A 17758-nucleotide genomic window follows, 5' to 3' on the forward strand; every position below is an offset into this window, starting at 1 on the left:
GAATAAATGAAATTTGCAGTATTGGATTTAGAAACGACGGGACACAGCTCGGATGATGATATTTTGCAGGTTGGGCTAGTCATCGTTTCAGAGGAGCTTGAAATTATCGATACGTATAGCTCCTTTGTTCGACCTAATATCCCGATACCGGCCTTCATTACACAATTAACAGGCATAGATGAAACGGTCGTTGCGGATGCCCCAACTCTCAAAGAGGTTATTGCAGGGCTGGTTCCGTTATTGGATGATGCCGTTTTGGTCGCTCATAACGTTGGCTTTGACGCTGGTTTTTTAAACCAAGCATTAGCACGATGCGGTCGGCGCCCTTTTGCAGGTCGCAGGCTGGATACCATTGAATTATTACGAATTTTATATCCTACAATTAATACGTATCAGCTTGGAGCAGTTTCTGAGCTCTTTGGAATACCGCATGATCAACATCACCGCGCGGACAGCGATGCAAATGCAACTGCGCTATTGCTAATTGAAACGGTAAAAAAGCTTCGCAAATTGCCGCTGCTTACTTTGCAGCGGCTTTCCACGCTTGTAGATGACGGCAGCGATTTGAGCTGGTTTATTAAGCATACTGGGCAGCAGATGGAATATAGTACTGTATTCGAATCGAATGAATATGACTATTTTAATCAATTTGCATTGAAGGTTCGCGAATGGAGCGATGAACAGCCTCCGCGTTCAGGCGGCACAAGTGTGCTGCCATTAACGGATGTTTCATTTGACAATTATTTAGCTGATGTAAGACAACGCTTCGAACAGAAATTCGAGAATTATGAGGAAAGAGAAGCGCAGGTAGCCATGTTTCAAGAGGTGTACAGCGCTCTAAATCAGAATCAGCATTTACTTATAGAAGCAGGTACAGGAACAGGGAAGTCACTTGGTTATTTAATTCCTGCGCTTTATTATGGCATTCAGAACGGCAAAAAAGTTGTCGTTAGTACGCATACAATCAATTTGCAGGAGCAGCTTCGTCAACGCGATTTGCCATTGCTTGAGGAAATACTGCCATTTGAGTTTAGAGCTTCGATCTTTAAAGGCAGAGGGAATTATTTATGCTTGCGCAAATTTGAAGGTAAAATCAATACAAAAGATCTTGTATCGCCGATTGAGGATACGGTTACAGCTGCTCAAATGGTCGTATGGCTTGGAGAAACGGAAACTGGCGATCAGGAAGAGCTTAACTTCGGCAACAAGGGTGCTGAGTTTTGGTCTACGGTAGCGAGCGATACGGATTCATGCCTAAATCGAGCTTGTCCATGGTTCAAAAGATGTTTTTATCATCGCGCGAAGCATGAAGCAAACATTGCTGATGTTACGATAACAAATCATTCCATGTTATTTACTGATGTTCAAGCTGATCATCGTTTATTGCCTTCCTATACTCATCTCATTATTGATGAAGCACATCATGTGGAAGAGGTTGCCGGCAAGCATCTAGGTATGCAAATTAACTACTTCTCTTTGACGCAGGCTGTTCTTCGGCTTTATAAAGATGCGCGCTCTGGATTATTGCCTGGGCTTCGCCAGAAGCTAATGTATGAGGATGACGCACATCAAGCTTCCTGGTTAGAGACGATTGATACCGTTATTCCTATTTTCCAAGAAATTAAGGAGCACTGGGATAAGCTGTTTGAAATGTTTTATAGCTTTACTTCAACTTCATCGGATGGACCAACTGAGAATGGTCAGTCGGTATGCCGCCTTAAGAAAAACGAGCTTCCAGCAGGCTGGGAGGACGGTGTTACGGTTGAAGGAAATATCCACACTGAACTTAACCGAGTCATTCGAACCGTCGATAAAATGGTTACCGATATTAAAGACCGTGTTGACGATTCCGGTGTTCAAGCGATAATAACGGATTTAAATGGCGCGGTACGTGATTTGTCTCGACTTAAGGATGAGCTTAGAACGTTTATCACCTTAGAGCTTGCGGACTCTGTGTTTTGGATTGAAGCAAGCAGCGTATACCGCTACAGATCTGTGCAGCTATACGGTGTCCCAGTAGATGTAAGCGCTCAGCTGCAAAAATATTTTTTTGATGTCAAAGAAAGTATCGTATTAACCTCTGCAACGTTATCTGTGCAAAAATCTTTTCAATACGCGGAGGAGCAGCTTGGGTTAACTGGATACGAACAGCAGGGCAGGCTTAAAACCGTTCAATTGCCTTCTCCGTTTAATTACCGGGAGCAGGCATTAGTTGTCATTCCACGCAACTTCCCAGTACTCAAGGGAGCAGCTGTAGATGACACCTATTTGGATATGCTTGTAAAATCGCTTTCTGATGCTGCAAAGGAAACGAAGGGCAGAATGCTAGTGCTGTTTACGTCCTATCGCATGCTGAGGCAGGTCTACGAGCCGCTTAAAGAGCTTTTAAGCGTTGCAGGTATTCAAGTGCTCGGACAAGGAATAGACAGCGGGAATCGCACGAAGCTTACAAGACGTTTCCGTCAAACGCCAGAGTCCGTTTTACTTGGCACGAGCAGCTTCTGGGAAGGTGTAGATATACCCGGAGAAGCTCTGATTTGCCTTGCCATCGTTCGTTTGCCATTCCAACCGCCTAACCATCCCTTAGTGGAAGCAAAAGCCGAGATGCTGCAGCGGCAGAAACAAAATCCTTTTATGAAATTGTCGATTCCCCAAGCCGTTATTCGCTTTAAACAAGGCTTTGGCCGTCTAGTAAGGACTTCACAAGACAAAGGGATCGTAATCATATATGATACTAGGGTAATCGACACTTACTACGGTAAACACTTCTTATATTCACTGCCAGGACCAAAAATCGAAACGATGCATATGGATCAAATGGTCGTGCGAATGAGAGAATGGTTAACGGATGAAAATGCAGCATTGCCGCAGGAAAATCAAGCTGTGTCTAGCGAAGAGGAGGAAAAACGATGAAGCAAACGAAAATATCGGAGGCTGTCGTCAGAAGGCTTCCCGTTTATTTGCAAGTACTAAATGAAATGCTTAATCGTGAGATTCAGACCATTTCTTCGCAGGATTTAGGCACTAAGCTTGATTTAAATCCTGCTCAAATTCGTAAAGATCTCGCTTATTTCGGAGAGTTTGGACGGAAAGGCGTAGGCTACGATGTTGTATATTTAATTGAGAAGATACGTCAAATTTTGAAGGTTGATCAGACGATAAAGGTTGCGTTGGTTGGAGCGGGCAATCTAGGTCATGCCCTATGCAATTACAATAAATACTCCAAGGATAATATGCAGATTACCGCCGTGTTCGATGTACATCCGAGCAAAATCGGAACGAGCATTAATAATTTGATTGTCATGCCGATGAGTGAGCTTGCTGCAACGGTTGCAGAGCAAAATATTCGGATCGGCATCATTACCGTTCCAGCATTTGAAGCACAAAATGTAGCTAATCAATTTGTCGAAGCAGGCATAGAAGGAATATTGAATTTTGCCCCTGCTATTCTACGAGTACCGGATGAAATGCGAATACATAATGCTGATTTCACAAGGGAATTGCTTAGCTTAGCCTATTATTTAGCCAAAGAGGGAGAGACGCAGGATGAGTCAGATTTGGATTGAAAATGGTTTGTTTATAACGATGGATGACGAAAATCCATCATTTAGAGGACATATGGTTGTATCCGATGATCGGATTAGTTATATAGGTACGGCTGTTCCTGAACAGCTTTCTGATACGGTGCAAAAAATAGACGGCAGCAAGCTGGCTTTTATGCCAGGACTTATTAATACTCACGGACATGCGGCGATGAGCTTGCTTCGCGGATATTCCGATGATCAAAATTTGCAGGTTTGGCTGGAACAGAAAATGTGGCCAATGGAAGGCAAATATGTTGATCAAGATACACGTGCAGGAAGTGCTCTAGCGATCGTTGAAATGCTGAAATCAGGTACAACAGCCTTTGTTGATATGTATGATCGTATGGATCAAGTTGCTCAAATGGTTGAGCAAAGCGGGATCCGAGGAGTTTTGACCAGAGGTGTTATCGGACTATGTCCTCCCGATGTACAAGAAGCAAAGCTTGCTGAAGCAATTGCTTTCGCTCGTGATTGGAACGGGAAAGCCGATGGACGCATAACCACGATGATTTCTCCACACGCGCCTTATACATGTCCACCAGCGTATATAGAACGTTTTGTACAAGCAGCTCATGATTTTGATTTGCCTTTGCACACGCATATGTCGGAAACGATAGCGGAAGTTGAGCAAAACGTGCGTGATTATGGACTTCGTCCGGTTGAGCATTTGGATCGGTTAGGCTTTTTCTCACGTCCTGCACTTGTAGCGCATGCTGTACATCTGAATGATGCTGAGATCGAGCTGCTTGCTGCTAAAGGAATTGCGGTTTCACATAATCCTGTAAGTAATCTTAAGCTTGCTAGCGGCATTGCACGCGTTCCTGATTTGATTCGCGCAGGTGTTACGGTATCGCTTGGAACAGATAGTGTGGCAAGCAACAACAATCTTGATTTATTTGAGGAAATTCGATTTGCAGCTTTGCTTCACAAGGGTGTATCTGGAGATCCTACAGCTATCCCTGCTTTGGAAGCATTGAAGCTTGGTACAGTGAATGGGGCAAAATCCATTTGGCAAGAGAAGAGCCTTGGTAGTCTAAAAGTAGGCATGAAGGCAGATTTCATCGCTATTGATATTGAACAGCCGCATTTCTACCCTCAGACGGATATCGTATCACATTTGGTCTACTCAGGTTCAGGCCGCGATGTGCGGCATGTATGGATTGATGGAAGACAAGTATTGAAAAACGGCGAATGCACTTGGCTTGATGAGGAGAAAATTCGTTACGAGGCACAAGCGAGCTTTGATCGCTTGCTGCAAGCTTAATGCGAGCAACAGCAAGGAAACGAAAGCCGTTTATGACACTTAAGCGATGGTTATTGTTAATTACAGCATTCCTCTTGCTGCTTCTAACCGTTTCTTTTATCTATTTCCGTGAAGTTCAGTCGCCTGAGTGGACAGCAATTAATGCGGCGAAGCAACAAGCGACTAAAGCAGCTGATCTTACGGAGATAGAAAAGGTACATCATCATATATGGCAAAAAAACAGTTGGGTCGTTGAAGGCATTAATCAACAGGATGAACATGTATATGTATGGCTGACTGAGAAGCAACAACCAGTTATCATGAAAGCGACGGAAGGCATTTCTGAGAAGTCACTTAAAGAAGATTTCATCAGCAAGAGACCATTGGCAGAAATAAAGAGAATTCAGCCGGGTCTGCTTGATGACAAAACGGTGTGGGAGATCTATTATAATGACGGTGAAAAGCCTGATCATTACCGATATGATTTCTACCGTTTTGATGATGGTGCATTTATTGATTCTTATACGTTACCAGCAAAAACGGGGCCATAAGGCTCCGTTTCCTTTTATTGATGGACGATTCTTGCATAATTTCATGATATACTTTCGTATAGCGGAGTTGATATACGGATTGTTCAAAAATTTATTGCAGGAGGGATTTTCATAATGATGAGACCACGTGTGATACCAATCGTGATTACTGCTGCAATTTCCGCTTCCGTTTTGTTCGGAGGCTGGGCTGTATATAATCAAGTGGCTGTAGCAGCTCCATTAGAGAAAGTTACAAAAGGCATTCAAGGTATTGTTTCTTCAGAAAAACCAGTTATGGATCGAAATAAAGTAGCTATTTCTCTTGAATTAACGCCGGATGCGAATCTCCGGGACATCTATGAAAGTATTGCGGCTAACGGAAAAGATGTAGTTGGCGACCGTAAGCTTGAGCTTAATATAGAAGAAAAATCGAATAAGCAGCTTGAAGATCTGTGGTATGCTTCCATGTTTGAAGTTGCAGAGGCGATGGAGCGCAAAACCTACTCTCATATTCCAGATGCGATGAAAGAAGCTGCAAAATCCATGAAAGATGTCACCGTGACGACTGAAATGGATGATACGAATGTGTATATTACGATTAAAAATAATGAAGCGGTGAAATATATCGTCCTGCCACGCACGCCAAACCAATTGGAGGCATGGTAATATGATGAAATATGGTAAAGAAATTGCTATAGGCTTACTTCCTGTAATTATTGCTTTTTTTATATATATTGGACAAAATGTTGTTCCAATCGTATTGCTGGGCATGTTAGGCTTTGCCGTAGTTTATGCAGCACGAGGTAGAGGCAAGCTGACCGCTTTGTCTAGCCAGAAGCGGCGTTCTGAAGAGAAAATGACACCACTCACCTTTGAGGAAATTGGAGGTCAGGAGCGTGCCAAGCAGGAGCTTGTAGAGGCACTTGATTTTCTCGTTCATCAAGAACAAATTGCTAAGCTTGGCATTCGGCCGCTAAAAGGCATCTTGCTGTCAGGCCCGCCAGGAACAGGAAAGACGCTGCTTGCTAAGGCAGCTGCTCAATATACAGATTCGATTTATTTGGCTGCATCCGGCAGTGAGTTTGTTGAAATGTATGTGGGTGTAGGCGCAGGACGTATTCGCGACCTATTCAAAGAGGCGCGTACAAAAGCGAATAAAGCGAAAAAAAGCAGCGCTGTTATTTTTATTGATGAGATTGAAGTCATTGGCGGCAAAAGAGATGGGGGTCAGCAGCGCGAGTATGATCAAACCTTGAATCAGCTTTTAACCGAGATGGATGGTATTTATGCAAATGAATCACCGCGTATTTTGTTAATTGCAGCTACTAACCGTAAGGAAATGCTCGATAGCGCATTGCTCCGTCCAGGCCGATTTGACAGGCACATCGGTGTTGAGCTTCCTGATAAAAAGGGCAGATTGCATATTTTGAACATCCATGCGAAAAATAAACCTATCCGCCCAGGAGTGAACTTAGAACGTATTGCAAGTGAATCTTTTGGTTTCTCCGGTGCGCAGCTGGAGAGCGTCATGAATGAAGCGGCGATTTATGCGATGCGTGAGAGCAGTGAAACCATCGCTGAACAACATTTATCGATGGCTATTGATAAGGTTATGATGGGTGAAAAAACGGATCGTGAGGCATCAAAAGAAGAGCGTGAACGGATTGCGCTTCATGAGCTTGGACATGCAATTATGGCTGAACTGATGCGTCCAGGCAGCGTGTCACAGGTTGCATTGTCTCCGCGCGGTCAAGCGTTAGGTTATGTTCGTCACAATCCGCAGCAGGATCAATATTTGTACACAAAACAGTTCCTTAACGGTCAAATTATGATTGCGCTAGGCGGAGCTGCTGCTGAAGAAATGTTCTATGGTGATCGGAGCACTGGATCAAGAGGTGACTTCGAACAATCGATGAATATAGTCAAAACATTAGTGGAATCGGGATTGACTGATCTTGGCATTATTGATTCTTCGATGATGACAAAAGATGGATGGGCAAGCATCAATCGAACCATTTTGGATGAGCTGATGCTGCAAACAAAAGGTCTGCTTAAGTCGAATAGAGAAGTGTTTATCAAGTCTCTTCAGACGCTTCTGCGTGAGGAAACATTGAGCGGAGATGAGTTTAGAAAGCTCTTTTCTTCCAATACAGCAGCATGAAGCGTTTACAATATTACAATTTGAAGGCGGAGTTGTCGTCCGCCTTCTTTTTTTGATGAAATTCGTTATAATAAGATTGAACTATCTTTGCAGAGAAAACTTCTATTATGTTTTAAGAAGAATTCTCCCCACACTAAAGGAGCTAATACATTGCATATCAAAACGGTTGGAGTTGTAGGAGTAGGCACGATGGGTCAAGGGATCGCGGAAATGCTGGCCTCCAAAGGATTGGATGTTATCATTATCGAGCGTTCGGATGATCGCCTAGATTATGGTAAACAAATGATTGAAGTAAGCTTGGATAAACAAATCGAGAAGTGGGCGCTCACGAATTCCGAGAAGAAGCTGATTATGAATAGAATAGAGGCGACAACAAGCTACGAGAAGTTAGCGGATTGTGAGCTTGTTATTGAAACGATAACTGAAGATTTGGAATTGAAAAAAGCTGTATTTGAAAAGATTGATCAAATTTGCGGTCCAAATGTTATTTTAGCGAGCAATACATCTACTCTAAGCTTAACAGAGCTAGCTAGCTTTACGAAGCAGCCGAGCCGCGTAATCGGCATGCATTTTATTTATCCAGTATTCAAAATTGATCTGGTGGAAATTGTACGCGGCCTTAAGACATCAGAGGAAACATTTTTGCGTACGAAACATTTTGTGGAAGAGGTTATTCACAAAAAAGGAGTTATGGTATTTGAATCTCCTGGTTTCGTAACCACACGACTCATTTGCTTATTTATAAACGAAGCCTTGCATGTACTCGAGGAAGGGGTCGCATCGGCTGAGGATATTGACAGCGCAATGCGTATCGGCTACTCCTTCCAGCATGGACCTTTCGAGATGTGTGACCGTTTCGGTCTTGATTCCGTGTTGGCAGCCCTTGAGAGAATGTTCCGCGAGTATGGCGAGCTGAAATATCGTCCTTCGATCGTGCTGAAAAAAATGGTGCGCGCTGGACATCTCGGAGCCAAATCAGGAATCGGCTTCTTCAAATATGATACGGATGGGGATCGGATTTAAATGAAAGTACTCGTAATTAATGCAGGAAGCTCCTCTTTAAAATATCAGCTATACAACATGCGTGACGAATCAGTTCTGGCAAGCGGACGTGTGGAACGTATCGGAATGGATTCTTCGATTGTTACTCATGAACCAGTTGACAAGCCCGAGGTTCGTAAAGTTAGTGAAATATTGGATCATGTTGCTGCTGTTAAGCAAGTTATCAATATGCTTACCAATCCGGAATTCGGAGCGATCGCTAATCTGAACGAAATCGAAGCTGTAGGCCATCGTATCGTTCATGGCGGCGAGGCATTTAGCAGTTCAGTGCTTGTAACGCAAGAGGTTAAGCTTGAGATTCGTCGATTGTTTGATTTGGCGCCGCTTCATAACCCAGCTCATATGATGGGTATTTTGGCGGTAGAAACAAATTTGCCTGATGTACCTCAAGCGGTAGTATTTGATACGGCATTCCATCAAAGCATGCCGAACACATCGTATTTATATCCAATTCCTACTGTGCTATACCGTCGTCACAAGGTTCGCAGATATGGTTTTCATGGAACGTCTCATTCCTATGTGAGCGCTCATGCAGCAGAGTATTTGCAAAAACCATTGGAATCAATCAAAATGATTACTTGCCACATTGGAAACGGTGCAAGCTGTACAGCTATTTTGAATGGCAAGTCCTTTGATACAAGTATGGGAATGACTCCACTTGAAGGTCTTATGATGGGTACCCGGAGTGGAGATATTGATCCAGCGATCGTGCCATTTGTTATGAATAAAGAGGAATTGACTTTAAATGAAGTTAATTCTATGCTGAACAAACATAGCGGTATGTTGGCGATTTCCGGTATTAGCAGCGATATGCGCGAGGTGACAGAGGCTATGCTTGAAGGCGACAAAAACGCAAAGCTTGCTTTTGACATGTATGCTTACCGAGTTAGAAAATATATTGGCGCATATGCCGCGGCGATGAACGGCGTAGATACGATTGTGTTCACTGCTGGAGTAGGTGAAAATTCTGTCGCTCTACGCAAAGCGATATGTGAGGGCATTTCATTCTTGGGTATAGAGCTAGATGAAGAGCGCAATTCAGAGCGTCGCAAAGATATTCGTGAGATTACGACGGACAGCTCACGTATTAAAGTTTTAGTTGTTCCTACGAATGAGGAGCTCCTCATTGCAAGAGACACGTATAACTTAGTTAAGCAAAAGGATACGTCTGCACAGGCGTAGTCGTATAGGAGGCAGCTGGCAGTGAACAACGAGATATGGAAAGCTTACTCGCATGGTATGGCTGCTGCGTTGCAGGAAGGCGGCGTTTATGTATCGGCGATGCTGCTGCGAACTTACCGTCAGCTGGAGTTGTCGGATACAGAAGCGATGCTGCTTCTGCAAATCATGGTCTATATGGAAGCGGACATGAATGATTTCCCGACGCCAGAGCAATTGGCTGAGCGGATGGGCCTGAGTGTTAGAGAAGTTGGACAATCCCTTGGCCGGCTGATGAAAGAAGATTTTCTTACAATTGACGAGTACGTTGACAGTTCTACTGGGATGCAGTCAGAGCGTTATAACTGGACAGGCTGGCTGCTTAAGGCAGCTGCGTTAACCGCGGAGCAGAAGCGTGAATCGCGAAAGGCAGAGCGTCAGCCAGTCAAGCAGCAAGCCGCGCCGTCATCGGACTTATTCAGTGTATTCGAGCAAGAGTTTGGACGCTTATTATCTCCTATAGAATGCGAGACGATTTCAGGTTGGCTTGATCATGATCGATATACAGACGAAATTATTCGTTTTGCTCTAAAAGAAGCCGTTTTTGCGGGCAAGCTTAGCTTGCGTTATATTGATCGGATACTTATCGAGTGGAGCCGCAATCGAGTAACGAATGCAGATGAGGCTCGCGCACATGCGCAAAAATTTCGTGGAGGAAGAGGCTAAGCCATGCGGCTTAGCTCTTTTTTTTATGTAAAAGGGTCACATTATTATACATAGCTAAGGTTTGATCGCGTAGAGTAATCCAACATAAGGGGTAAGCCGGTTGATGACAGTGGAATATCCACGTTTGTTGAACCAGTTCAGATGTTCGGATACAGAGGAAAGATGCCAGTTAGGCGGTATGAAAAGCTTTGTTTCTAACTCTTCAGAAAGTATTTTATCATCGTCAACCACGTCCTCATCCATTAACCCCGTAATCACAAGCCGTCCCCCATTTATTAAAACGCGGTCCATTTCTTCTAGTGCCAGAAGCTGTTGTGAACGATTCAAGTGATGCATAGCAAAGCTGCAGCCTATAAAAGAATAACTGGATGGTGCGAGAGGCAGTGCGAGCAAATTGCCTTGTTTTGCATCAATGGCAGGGAGCCTTTCTCTTATGATCGAGAGCATTTCAGTCGATTGCTCGACAACGGTAAGCTTCGTACCGGCCGCAGCTAGCATGCTGGAGAGATTGCCGCTACCTGCTCCTATTTCTAAGCCAAGCTCATCAAACCGCGGATCAAGCCATTCAACGGTTCGCAGCAGTGCCATATTGTATTGCTCCTCCGAAAGAATACCGCTAAGTGTAATGATAGGTGCTTTGTATCCGTGCTGAATCGCTATCTCATCGTAATTCCATTGATCGCTCCAAGAGGCTCGCGATAGCCGGTTTTGTTTAATTTCTTCAGCGGCCAGCTCTGCTTGTGTCAATTCAGCTGCTCCTTTTCTGTGCCATGCCGAAATCGTTTCATCAAGCGCTTGCAGCGCTTTTGTTGCTGTGATCCATTGCTCATACAGCAATGCTCGAGCGCCATCCACACTTCGAATAAAAGCGTCCGGCTCATTGATCACGTTTAGAGCATCCTGTATTGCAGATACGGATAAGCCTAATTCTCTTAGCGATATGATCCAGCGGAGCCGAATGACGTCCTCAATGGAATAGTCGCGATACTTGTTCTCTATTGCTTTATATGGATGAATTAGACCTTTTTCTTCATAAAAACGCAGTGTACGCGGCGTGACACCGAGTTGTTTTGCTGCTTCATGCACCTTCAATAGAGCCACCTCCTCTTGCCATTATGAACGTTTACGTTACGTTAAAGTCAATATAGTAGATTCCGTTTTTCATGTTAAATGAGAAATTTAACATGATTGTTAAAGACAACAAATTGTTTCGAGTTTACTCATATAAGCAGATAAATATGGTAAAACATTTAAAAATTAGTTTATAGTTAGGTTACGATAAAAGTGATTCGACTAAATCTCGCTGATGCATTAACTATAAGGAGGATATTTATGTCAGATAAACATTTATTTATGTTTGGCGGTGGAGCGCCGTTCAATGAAAGCTTAGCAAAAAAATTTGGAGCTCTGGCATCAAAAGGGTTAAGCAAAGTTGTAATCGTATTTATTGAGCAAGAGGGTTGGCAAGAATACATGACGAAATATACCGATCAAATAGGTTTTCATGATGTTGATCAGTTTGTATATTTCGCCTTGGATGCATCACCTTCAAGCGATTTATTAGAACAGCTTCAATCAGCTACAGGAGTGATTATAAGCGGCGGTGATACTGAGCTTTATCGAGATTATATCGTGGAAACAAAGCTCGGCACAATAATAAAAGCATTATACACAGAAGGCGTGCCAGTTGCAGGTTTTTCGGCTGGCGCCTTAATTAGTCCTAATGTATGTGTAATTCCACCCATCGACAACAGAGCGAATGAACACCTTTTCCTCAAAGGTCTTGGATTAATAAATCATTGCGTCATTAGTGCGCATTTCTCAAAATGGGATGAAGAAAAGAACTTATTGGCTGCACTTTCCAAAACCAACTTGTCAACGGGTTATGGAATAGATGATGCTTCTGGCATTTATTTTAAAAACGAACGGATATCAGAGACGGCGGGGCAGATTTATTTTTATTATGGAAAAGAGTGAGGGTGTTTACAACGAAGGAGGAAGATTGTTATTTCAAACGGTAAATCAATGATAGCAGCAAGCTTTATTCTCGGAGTATCTTTTATTGTAGGCTGTATGTTTTTGGAGAAAAACGAAGTGCCTATTAAAGAACAGTCCGACATCACGATAAGCATGGAAAAACCTTTGCTATCGATAGAAGAGGCAGCAAATTATTTGCATTTATCGGAAAATGAAATTAAACAAATCATTCATACAGAGCAAATTCAGCTGACTACAGCAGGGTCCTTTTCTGGCGTTATGTTCCCTTACATAAAAGTTGGTGAGAAATTTTATATTAGCAAAAATGAGTTAATGGTTTGGATTAATGAAACGTCGAGAGAAAGGCGGGAGTATGCTGCAGGATCAGTTATCCAATAACAGTTGATCGGGAAGGTAGAGCGAGAATTGCCTATCGTTCAGGAGGAGTTATCATTTTGATGGACATGTTTTTAGGTGGGTTATAAGTTAGCTGGAAAACCTCCCGCTAATCAGTGCTTTGAAACGTAAAAAACGCTGATTAACGGGAGAAAGTCCTTCTAAAAAATGAAATGATCAAGCTGGAAAATGCTTAAGCTTTACCACGCTGCAGCAATTCCAAACGATATACGTATTCAAAAATAAATTCAAATGCTTCAAGGTGGCGTTTTGCCTCAAATGCGTTTGCTCCCCAAGCGTAAATGCCATGCTTGCGCAGCACGATGCCAGGTATGTTTTTCACGATACGCTCCGTTATTTCCGGTACGATAGAAGGGATATGTGCAAAGTTCGAAACGATTGGAATATCAATGTGTGCTTCCTCGTCCCAAATGTTAAACCCTTTGATCAGCTCAACGCCATCTACCGGCACAGACTTGCGATCCCAGAAATACTCTGAGATTACGCTGTTAAATACGGTATGCACGTGGAAAATAGCGCCAGCCCCAGTTAATTTGTAAATTTCACAATGGATCAGTGTTTCAGCGGATGGCTTTAAGCGTGTTGTTTCGCATGGCTTCCCATCTTGATCAACAAACAAATAATCCTCTGGTGTATGAATCGTTTTGTCCTTACCACTTGCCGTAATAGCAAATTGAAATTCATCGGGGTTATAATCGCCTACACGGATCGATAAATTGCCACTTGTGCCAGGAAACCAGCCGCGTGAAGCGAACAGCTCCTTAACGTCGCGAAGTTCAGATAAAGCGCGTTGTTTGTCTTCTAAAGCAATTTGCTCAAAACTCATTTTGTTGACTTCCTTTCAGCATTCATAGTGTTAATAATATCGTGGAATGTTTCGTATTCGTGATGCGGCAGTCCGAGCTCCTTGCATTTCACCGTAAGGTGGGAGCGGGAATAGACGATATCAGCAAGCTTAGCGCCTTCAAAGTCGGTTACGCTGTCGCCAATAATGATGCGCTCGAATTGCTCTTCAGGGAAGCGACGCATAATGGTTGTTTTACACATGCCGCAGTTGTTGGTGCAATGAGCATCACACGGATTTGGCCACAAAATCTCAATTTGCTCACCGCTGAAATCACTGCCGTTGCAATAAATATGATCTTTTGGTATGTCGAAAGCTTCAAGAATAGGATAAACAAAAAAATCAATGCCGCCGCTAGTTACGTAAAAATCAATCTGCTGCTCTTTGCAATAGTTTAGAAATTCAGCGAAGCCTTCACGAATGCGTACATTGGAAATACTGAAATCGATAACTTCTTTCTGCATAGAAGCAGGAAGGAGGCGGAACATTTGTCCAACGCCATCCATAATTGAAATTTCTTGCGCAATCGTTCGCTCTGCAATGTTTTCCCAGCCTGCTGGATTAAAATGTTTAATAATTGCGATAATGTTGTCATTAACGGTAATCGTTCCATCAAAATCACAAAACACGATGCGTTTCTTAGTTGTATTCATTTCAGTCATTATTCTTTGATCCCCCATGCTTCAATTGCTGCCAATAGCGCTTCATTGCCCGGTTGCTCAGCGGCATTGCGAAGAGGTACTCCATTTAGTGTAGCAGTAATCGCTTGACGGAATGCTTGTCCGCCAGCTTCAGTTCCCATGGCATGACCATGAATACCCCCGCCAGCGTTTACAACCACGTCGGTACCGAAATCTTTTAGAATCAGAGGCACCAGTCCAGGATGAATGCCCGCCGATGGTACAGGGAAGCTCGTTTTCAGCCCGTGAAGCGGCGCAAGCAAAGCTTCCTTAACCGCTAAATTCTCTTCTTTTGGCATAACAACCGAGCCGTAAGGTGAAGGGAAGAGCACAAGATCGGCACCAGCAAGACGCATTAACTTCCCAAGAAGAAGAGAAGCGCTAATGCCATAATGAGGCGATGGGTACATCGCTCCAGCCATTGCAGGGTGAGCTGCTATAGGGATATTAATGGATTTGTCACTGCTAAGCTCATGAAGCACATCATAGCCATAAGCAAGAACGTTAAATAGAAGTGCGTTGGCGCCTGCGTTAATCGCTTTTCGAGCATTCGCAGCAAGAGCTGAGGTAGGCCCTGTCAAGTTAACGGCATAAAGCAGCTTTTGGCCGGTCTCTGCTTCAGCGCGACGCGCTGCATCCATACAAGCTTCGACACGTTTCTCAAGAGGGGTAAGTGGATTCTCAAATAGGATTTCATCATCCTTGATTAAGTCTACACCGCCAAGCGCTTGCTTATAGAACTGATCTTGAAGATTGGCTAGATCGTATCCGACAACGGATTTGAAAATACTCATTAGCAGCGGGCGATCATGTACGCCAAGCAAATCGCGAACACCGTTTAGTCCAAACTTAGGACCTGGGAAAGCAGATGCAAAATCTTCAGAAACGTCGAGATCCATAAGTTTGATTTTGCCGTCCATGGACAGCTTGCCGAATACAGTTACTAGCAAAGCAGGGAGGTCTCGGCTGAAGTTGATATCTGGGTAAGCAATTCGAATGTCGGCATAGCGTTCACCGGGCTCTGCATTTTCTGGCTCATGGACAGTAACGGACAATACTTTTCCAAGATGCTTTTCCATATTCGCCTTTTGCGCTTCAGGAAGCTCAGTCCAGCTGCCGACAGTTAAGCCAACAGCAATCGAAAGAGCCTTTTTATTGAAATCCGCTCGATCATCATAAGAACGATACGTTGCAATACAAACTCCAATCATTCGTTAATGCTCCTCTCGATAGCTTCTCCAAGCTCGCCTGCACGTTCTGCTGAGCGATGGATAGCTTTCTTGATTGTTTCTGAAAAATGATTTTCGGCCATCAGCTCAAGAGCTGCCTGCGTAGTCCCATTTGGCGATGTGACCTTGCGCCGAAGCTCTGCTGGCTCTTCGCCAGTATGACGAACCATTTCCGCTGCACCAAGAACCGTCTGAACGACAAGCTCCTTTGCTGCTGTCTCCGAAAAGCCTAGTTGGATTGCGGTATCGATCATCGACTCCATAAAGTAATAGACATAAGCTGGTCCGCTGCCTGATACGCCTGTGACTGCTTGCTGAAGTGATTCGTCTACGATTGCATTTATGCCAACAGAGCTGAAAATCGCTTCTGTAAGTGCTTTTTGCGAAGTGGTCACAATATCTGAATAACTAATTCCAGTTGCTCCAAGCCCAATTGTGCTGGATGTGTTCGGCATAGCACGTACGACAGACGCCTGACCACCAAGCAGCTGCTCGATTGCTTTGATCGATAACCCGGCAATGACCGATATAATAAGCTGTTTAGAGGAAATGAACGGCTTAATGGATGCGATCGCTTCAGCAGCATCCTTAGGTTTCATGGCTAGAAAAATAATGTCTGCCTCTTTTAAATAAGCTTCATTAGAGGAGCCTTGCACGATGGTTTGTATACCGTATAGCTCATTTAGTTCAGAGAGCCGATCTTTATTTTGTCGATTGAGCATTGAAATCTGATTAGGTGCAATGAGGTTTTTGTTAATTAGACCTCGCGCAATGGCTTCCGCCATCGATCCAGCACCATAGAAGCAAATTTGCTGACTGGCAATTGCAGTTTGTGTAAGCTGTGTCATGAAGTATTCCTCCGTTGTTCCATTGATATTGGACTAAATTTGTCCTGTTAGCCCCGTATTTGTCCAGTTCCATAAACAAGATATTTAGTAGACGTCAATGCAGGCAAACCCATTGGACCGCGTGCATGAAGCTTTTGTGTACTAATGCCGATTTCAGCTCCGAACCCGAATTCAAATCCGTCGGTAAAGCGAGTAGAGGCGTTATGATAAACGGCAGCCGCATCTACATCTTGAATAAATCGCTCAGCGTTCTCAGAGTTTTCAGTCACAATACATTCGGAATGTTTTGTACTGAAACGGCGGATATGTGCAAGCGCGGCGTCAAGATCAGAAACGACGCGGATATTCATAATATAATCATTGTATTCTGTACTATAGTCCTCATCTGTTGCTGGTTTGATGCCTGTGAGAAGGGAAGCTGTTCTTTCGCAGCCGCGGAGCTCAACGCCTTCTTGAACAAAACGATCAGCAAGTGCAGCCAAATGCTGTTCTGCAAAAGCTTCGTGAACGAGCAAGGTTTCCATGGAATTGCAAACCGATGGCCGTTGTACTTTGGCGTTAAAGGCAATCTCGACAGCCATCGTATAGTCAGCGCTGGCATCTATGAAGGTATGGCAAATACCAGCTCCTGTTTCGATGACCGGTACAGTTGCATTTTCTACGACATTTCTAATTAGCGATGCGCCTCCACGAGGAATGACAACATCAAGCAAGCCATTAAGCTTCAGCATTTCGTTAACCGAGGCACGATCTGAATCCTCTATTAACTGAATGGCATCAGCTGGCATTGCCGTATCTGAAAGAGCATTTTTTAATACCTCTACGATTTTACGATTTGACTCGATAGCAGCTGATCCGCCACGAAGCACGACGCAGTTGCCAGTTTTTAAACATAATCCAGCCGCATCGACAGTAACATTGGGACGAGCTTCATAGATCATGCCAATGACGCCGATTGGAACTCTGATCTTATTTACTTTTAGTCCGTTAGGACGATCGAAATGCTCAAGCAGCTCACCAACAGGGTCCGGAAGCTCAACAATTTGTCTAAGTCCCTCAGCAATGGATGCTACACGATCTTTATTTAAGGCAAGGCGATCGAGCATGGAAGGGCTTGTGCCTTGCTCGCGACCTCGTTGCAGGTCAAGCTCATTCGCAGTAATAATTGCGTTAGTCTCGGCGATTAATGCATCAGCCATACGAGATAGAGCAGTATTTTTTTGTTCTGTGGACAAACGATTCATAATGGCAGTTGCATCTTGAGCTAAACTTGCTTTTGTTCTCACTTCACTGATCATA

The 17758-nt window shown here is 43.7% G+C and carries 17 protein-coding genes; 11 read left to right on the forward strand and 6 right to left on the reverse strand.

From position 1 onward, the window contains the following. Positions 1-6 precede the first annotated feature (6 nt). The 9 genes from dinG to ACIFSR_RS17260 all read left to right on the forward strand — a co-directional run bounded on the left by dinG (position 7) and on the right by ACIFSR_RS17260 (position 10464). A complete protein-coding gene (dinG, locus tag ACIFSR_RS17220) occupies positions 7-2913 on the forward strand; it encodes an ATP-dependent DNA helicase DinG (RefSeq protein WP_430058675.1) in 2907 nt (968 codons plus the stop codon). Continuing rightward, positions 2910-3566: a redox-sensing transcriptional repressor Rex gene (locus ACIFSR_RS17225; protein ID WP_076265706.1), complete on the forward strand. Its 657-nt coding sequence runs from the start codon at positions 2910-2912 to the stop codon at positions 3564-3566. Before dinG ends, ACIFSR_RS17225 begins: the two co-directional genes overlap by 4 nt. After that, a complete protein-coding gene (locus tag ACIFSR_RS17230) occupies positions 3547-4848 on the forward strand; it encodes an amidohydrolase (RefSeq protein WP_430058678.1) in 1302 nt (433 codons plus the stop codon). The genes ACIFSR_RS17225 and ACIFSR_RS17230 overlap by 20 nt, the downstream gene beginning before the upstream one ends. Before the next feature lie 32 nt (positions 4849-4880). Next, positions 4881-5378, forward strand: coding sequence for a DUF5590 domain-containing protein (locus tag ACIFSR_RS17235; RefSeq protein ID WP_339202853.1), 498 nt, complete (start codon positions 4881-4883; stop codon positions 5376-5378). Between the two features lie 114 nt (positions 5379-5492). Further along, a complete protein-coding gene (locus tag ACIFSR_RS17240; protein ID WP_339202852.1) occupies positions 5493-6023 on the forward strand; it encodes a hypothetical protein in 531 nt (176 codons plus the stop codon). Between the two features lies 1 nt (position 6024). Then, positions 6025-7518 (forward strand): AAA family ATPase, encoded by a 1494-nt coding sequence (locus tag ACIFSR_RS17245; RefSeq protein ID WP_430058681.1) that lies wholly within the window; start codon positions 6025-6027, stop codon positions 7516-7518. An 87-nt stretch (positions 7519-7605) separates the two neighbouring features. After that, entirely contained in the window at positions 7606-8541 is a 936-nt protein-coding gene (locus ACIFSR_RS17250) for a 3-hydroxyacyl-CoA dehydrogenase family protein (protein ID WP_339202848.1), read from the forward strand. Continuing rightward, complete coding sequence (locus ACIFSR_RS17255; RefSeq protein WP_339202846.1) at positions 8542-9762, forward strand: acetate kinase; 1221 nt, start codon at positions 8542-8544, stop codon at positions 9760-9762. Positions 9763-9783: 21 nt separating this feature from the next. Next, a complete protein-coding gene (locus ACIFSR_RS17260) occupies positions 9784-10464 on the forward strand; it encodes a DnaD domain protein (RefSeq protein ID WP_076265712.1) in 681 nt (226 codons plus the stop codon). A gap of 54 nt (positions 10465-10518) precedes the next feature. Here the strand turns inward: ACIFSR_RS17260 and ACIFSR_RS17265 are convergent, their stop codons facing one another. Beyond that, positions 10519-11550, reverse strand: coding sequence for a MerR family transcriptional regulator (locus tag ACIFSR_RS17265; RefSeq protein WP_430059328.1), 1032 nt, complete (start codon positions 11548-11550; stop codon positions 10519-10521). Between the two features lie 246 nt (positions 11551-11796). Here ACIFSR_RS17265 and ACIFSR_RS17270 point away from each other — a divergent pair, with 246 nt between their 5' ends. Further along, positions 11797-12441, forward strand: a complete 645-nt coding sequence (locus ACIFSR_RS17270) for a Type 1 glutamine amidotransferase-like domain-containing protein (RefSeq protein WP_430058686.1) — start codon at positions 11797-11799, stop codon at positions 12439-12441. Between the two features lie 117 nt (positions 12442-12558). Next, positions 12559-12840, forward strand: a complete 282-nt coding sequence (locus ACIFSR_RS17275; RefSeq protein ID WP_430058688.1) for a helix-turn-helix domain-containing protein — start codon at positions 12559-12561, stop codon at positions 12838-12840. A gap of 190 nt (positions 12841-13030) precedes the next feature. Here the strand turns inward: ACIFSR_RS17275 and mtnB are convergent, their stop codons facing one another. The 5 genes from mtnB to ACIFSR_RS17300 are packed head-to-tail and all read right to left on the reverse strand — an operon-like array spanning position 13031 to position 17757. Next, entirely contained in the window at positions 13031-13684 is a 654-nt protein-coding gene (gene mtnB / locus ACIFSR_RS17280) for a methylthioribulose 1-phosphate dehydratase (protein WP_430058691.1), read from the reverse strand. Then, on the reverse strand, positions 13681-14355 hold the full coding sequence (locus ACIFSR_RS17285; protein WP_430059330.1) for a 2-hydroxy-3-keto-5-methylthiopentenyl-1-phosphate phosphatase: 675 nt from the start codon (positions 14353-14355) through the stop codon (positions 13681-13683). The genes mtnB and ACIFSR_RS17285 overlap by 4 nt, the downstream gene beginning before the upstream one ends. An 8-nt stretch (positions 14356-14363) precedes the next feature. Further along, entirely contained in the window at positions 14364-15593 is a 1230-nt protein-coding gene (locus ACIFSR_RS17290) for a 2,3-diketo-5-methylthiopentyl-1-phosphate enolase (RefSeq protein WP_430058694.1), read from the reverse strand. Next, positions 15590-16459 (reverse strand): pyrroline-5-carboxylate reductase, encoded by an 870-nt coding sequence (proC, locus tag ACIFSR_RS17295; protein WP_339202838.1) that lies wholly within the window; start codon positions 16457-16459, stop codon positions 15590-15592. Before proC ends, ACIFSR_RS17290 begins: the two co-directional genes overlap by 4 nt. Positions 16460-16506: 47 nt before the next feature. Next, complete coding sequence (locus ACIFSR_RS17300; protein ID WP_430058696.1) at positions 16507-17757, reverse strand: glutamate-5-semialdehyde dehydrogenase; 1251 nt, start codon at positions 17755-17757, stop codon at positions 16507-16509. Between the last annotated feature and the right edge of the window lies 1 nt (position 17758).

Origin of the sequence: Paenibacillus sp. NRS-1760 (genome assembly GCF_050467785.1) — a bacterium.
Classification (GTDB): Bacteria; Bacillota; Bacilli; order Paenibacillales; family Paenibacillaceae; genus Pristimantibacillus.

Excerpts from the sequence above, each read along its gene's own strand:
- dinG (WP_430058675.1), top strand. The coding sequence starts at position 7 with ATGAAATTTGCAGTATTGGATTTAGAAACGACGGGACACAGCTCGGAT.
- ACIFSR_RS17255 (WP_339202846.1), top strand. The coding sequence starts at position 8,542 with ATGAAAGTACTCGTAATTAATGCAGGAAGCTCCTCTTTAAAATATCAG.
- ACIFSR_RS17230 (WP_430058678.1), top strand. The coding sequence starts at position 3,547 with ATGAGTCAGATTTGGATTGAAAATGGTTTGTTTATAACGATGGATGAC.
- ACIFSR_RS17285 (WP_430059330.1), bottom strand. The coding sequence starts at position 14,355 with ATGAATACAACTAAGAAACGCATCGTGTTTTGTGATTTTGATGGAACG.
- ACIFSR_RS17300 (WP_430058696.1), bottom strand. The coding sequence starts at position 17,757 with ATGATCAGTGAAGTGAGAACAAAAGCAAGTTTAGCTCAAGATGCAACT.
- ACIFSR_RS17270 (WP_430058686.1), top strand. The coding sequence starts at position 11,797 with ATGTCAGATAAACATTTATTTATGTTTGGCGGTGGAGCGCCGTTCAAT.
- ACIFSR_RS17235 (WP_339202853.1), top strand. The coding sequence starts at position 4,881 with ATGACACTTAAGCGATGGTTATTGTTAATTACAGCATTCCTCTTGCTG.
- ACIFSR_RS17245 (WP_430058681.1), top strand. The coding sequence starts at position 6,025 with ATGATGAAATATGGTAAAGAAATTGCTATAGGCTTACTTCCTGTAATT.
- ACIFSR_RS17225 (WP_076265706.1), top strand. The coding sequence starts at position 2,910 with ATGAAGCAAACGAAAATATCGGAGGCTGTCGTCAGAAGGCTTCCCGTT.
- proC (WP_339202838.1), bottom strand. The coding sequence starts at position 16,459 with ATGACACAGCTTACACAAACTGCAATTGCCAGTCAGCAAATTTGCTTC.
- ACIFSR_RS17240 (WP_339202852.1), top strand. The coding sequence starts at position 5,493 with ATGATGAGACCACGTGTGATACCAATCGTGATTACTGCTGCAATTTCC.
- ACIFSR_RS17290 (WP_430058694.1), bottom strand. The coding sequence starts at position 15,593 with ATGATTGGAGTTTGTATTGCAACGTATCGTTCTTATGATGATCGAGCG.
- mtnB (WP_430058691.1), bottom strand. The coding sequence starts at position 13,684 with ATGAGTTTTGAGCAAATTGCTTTAGAAGACAAACAACGCGCTTTATCT.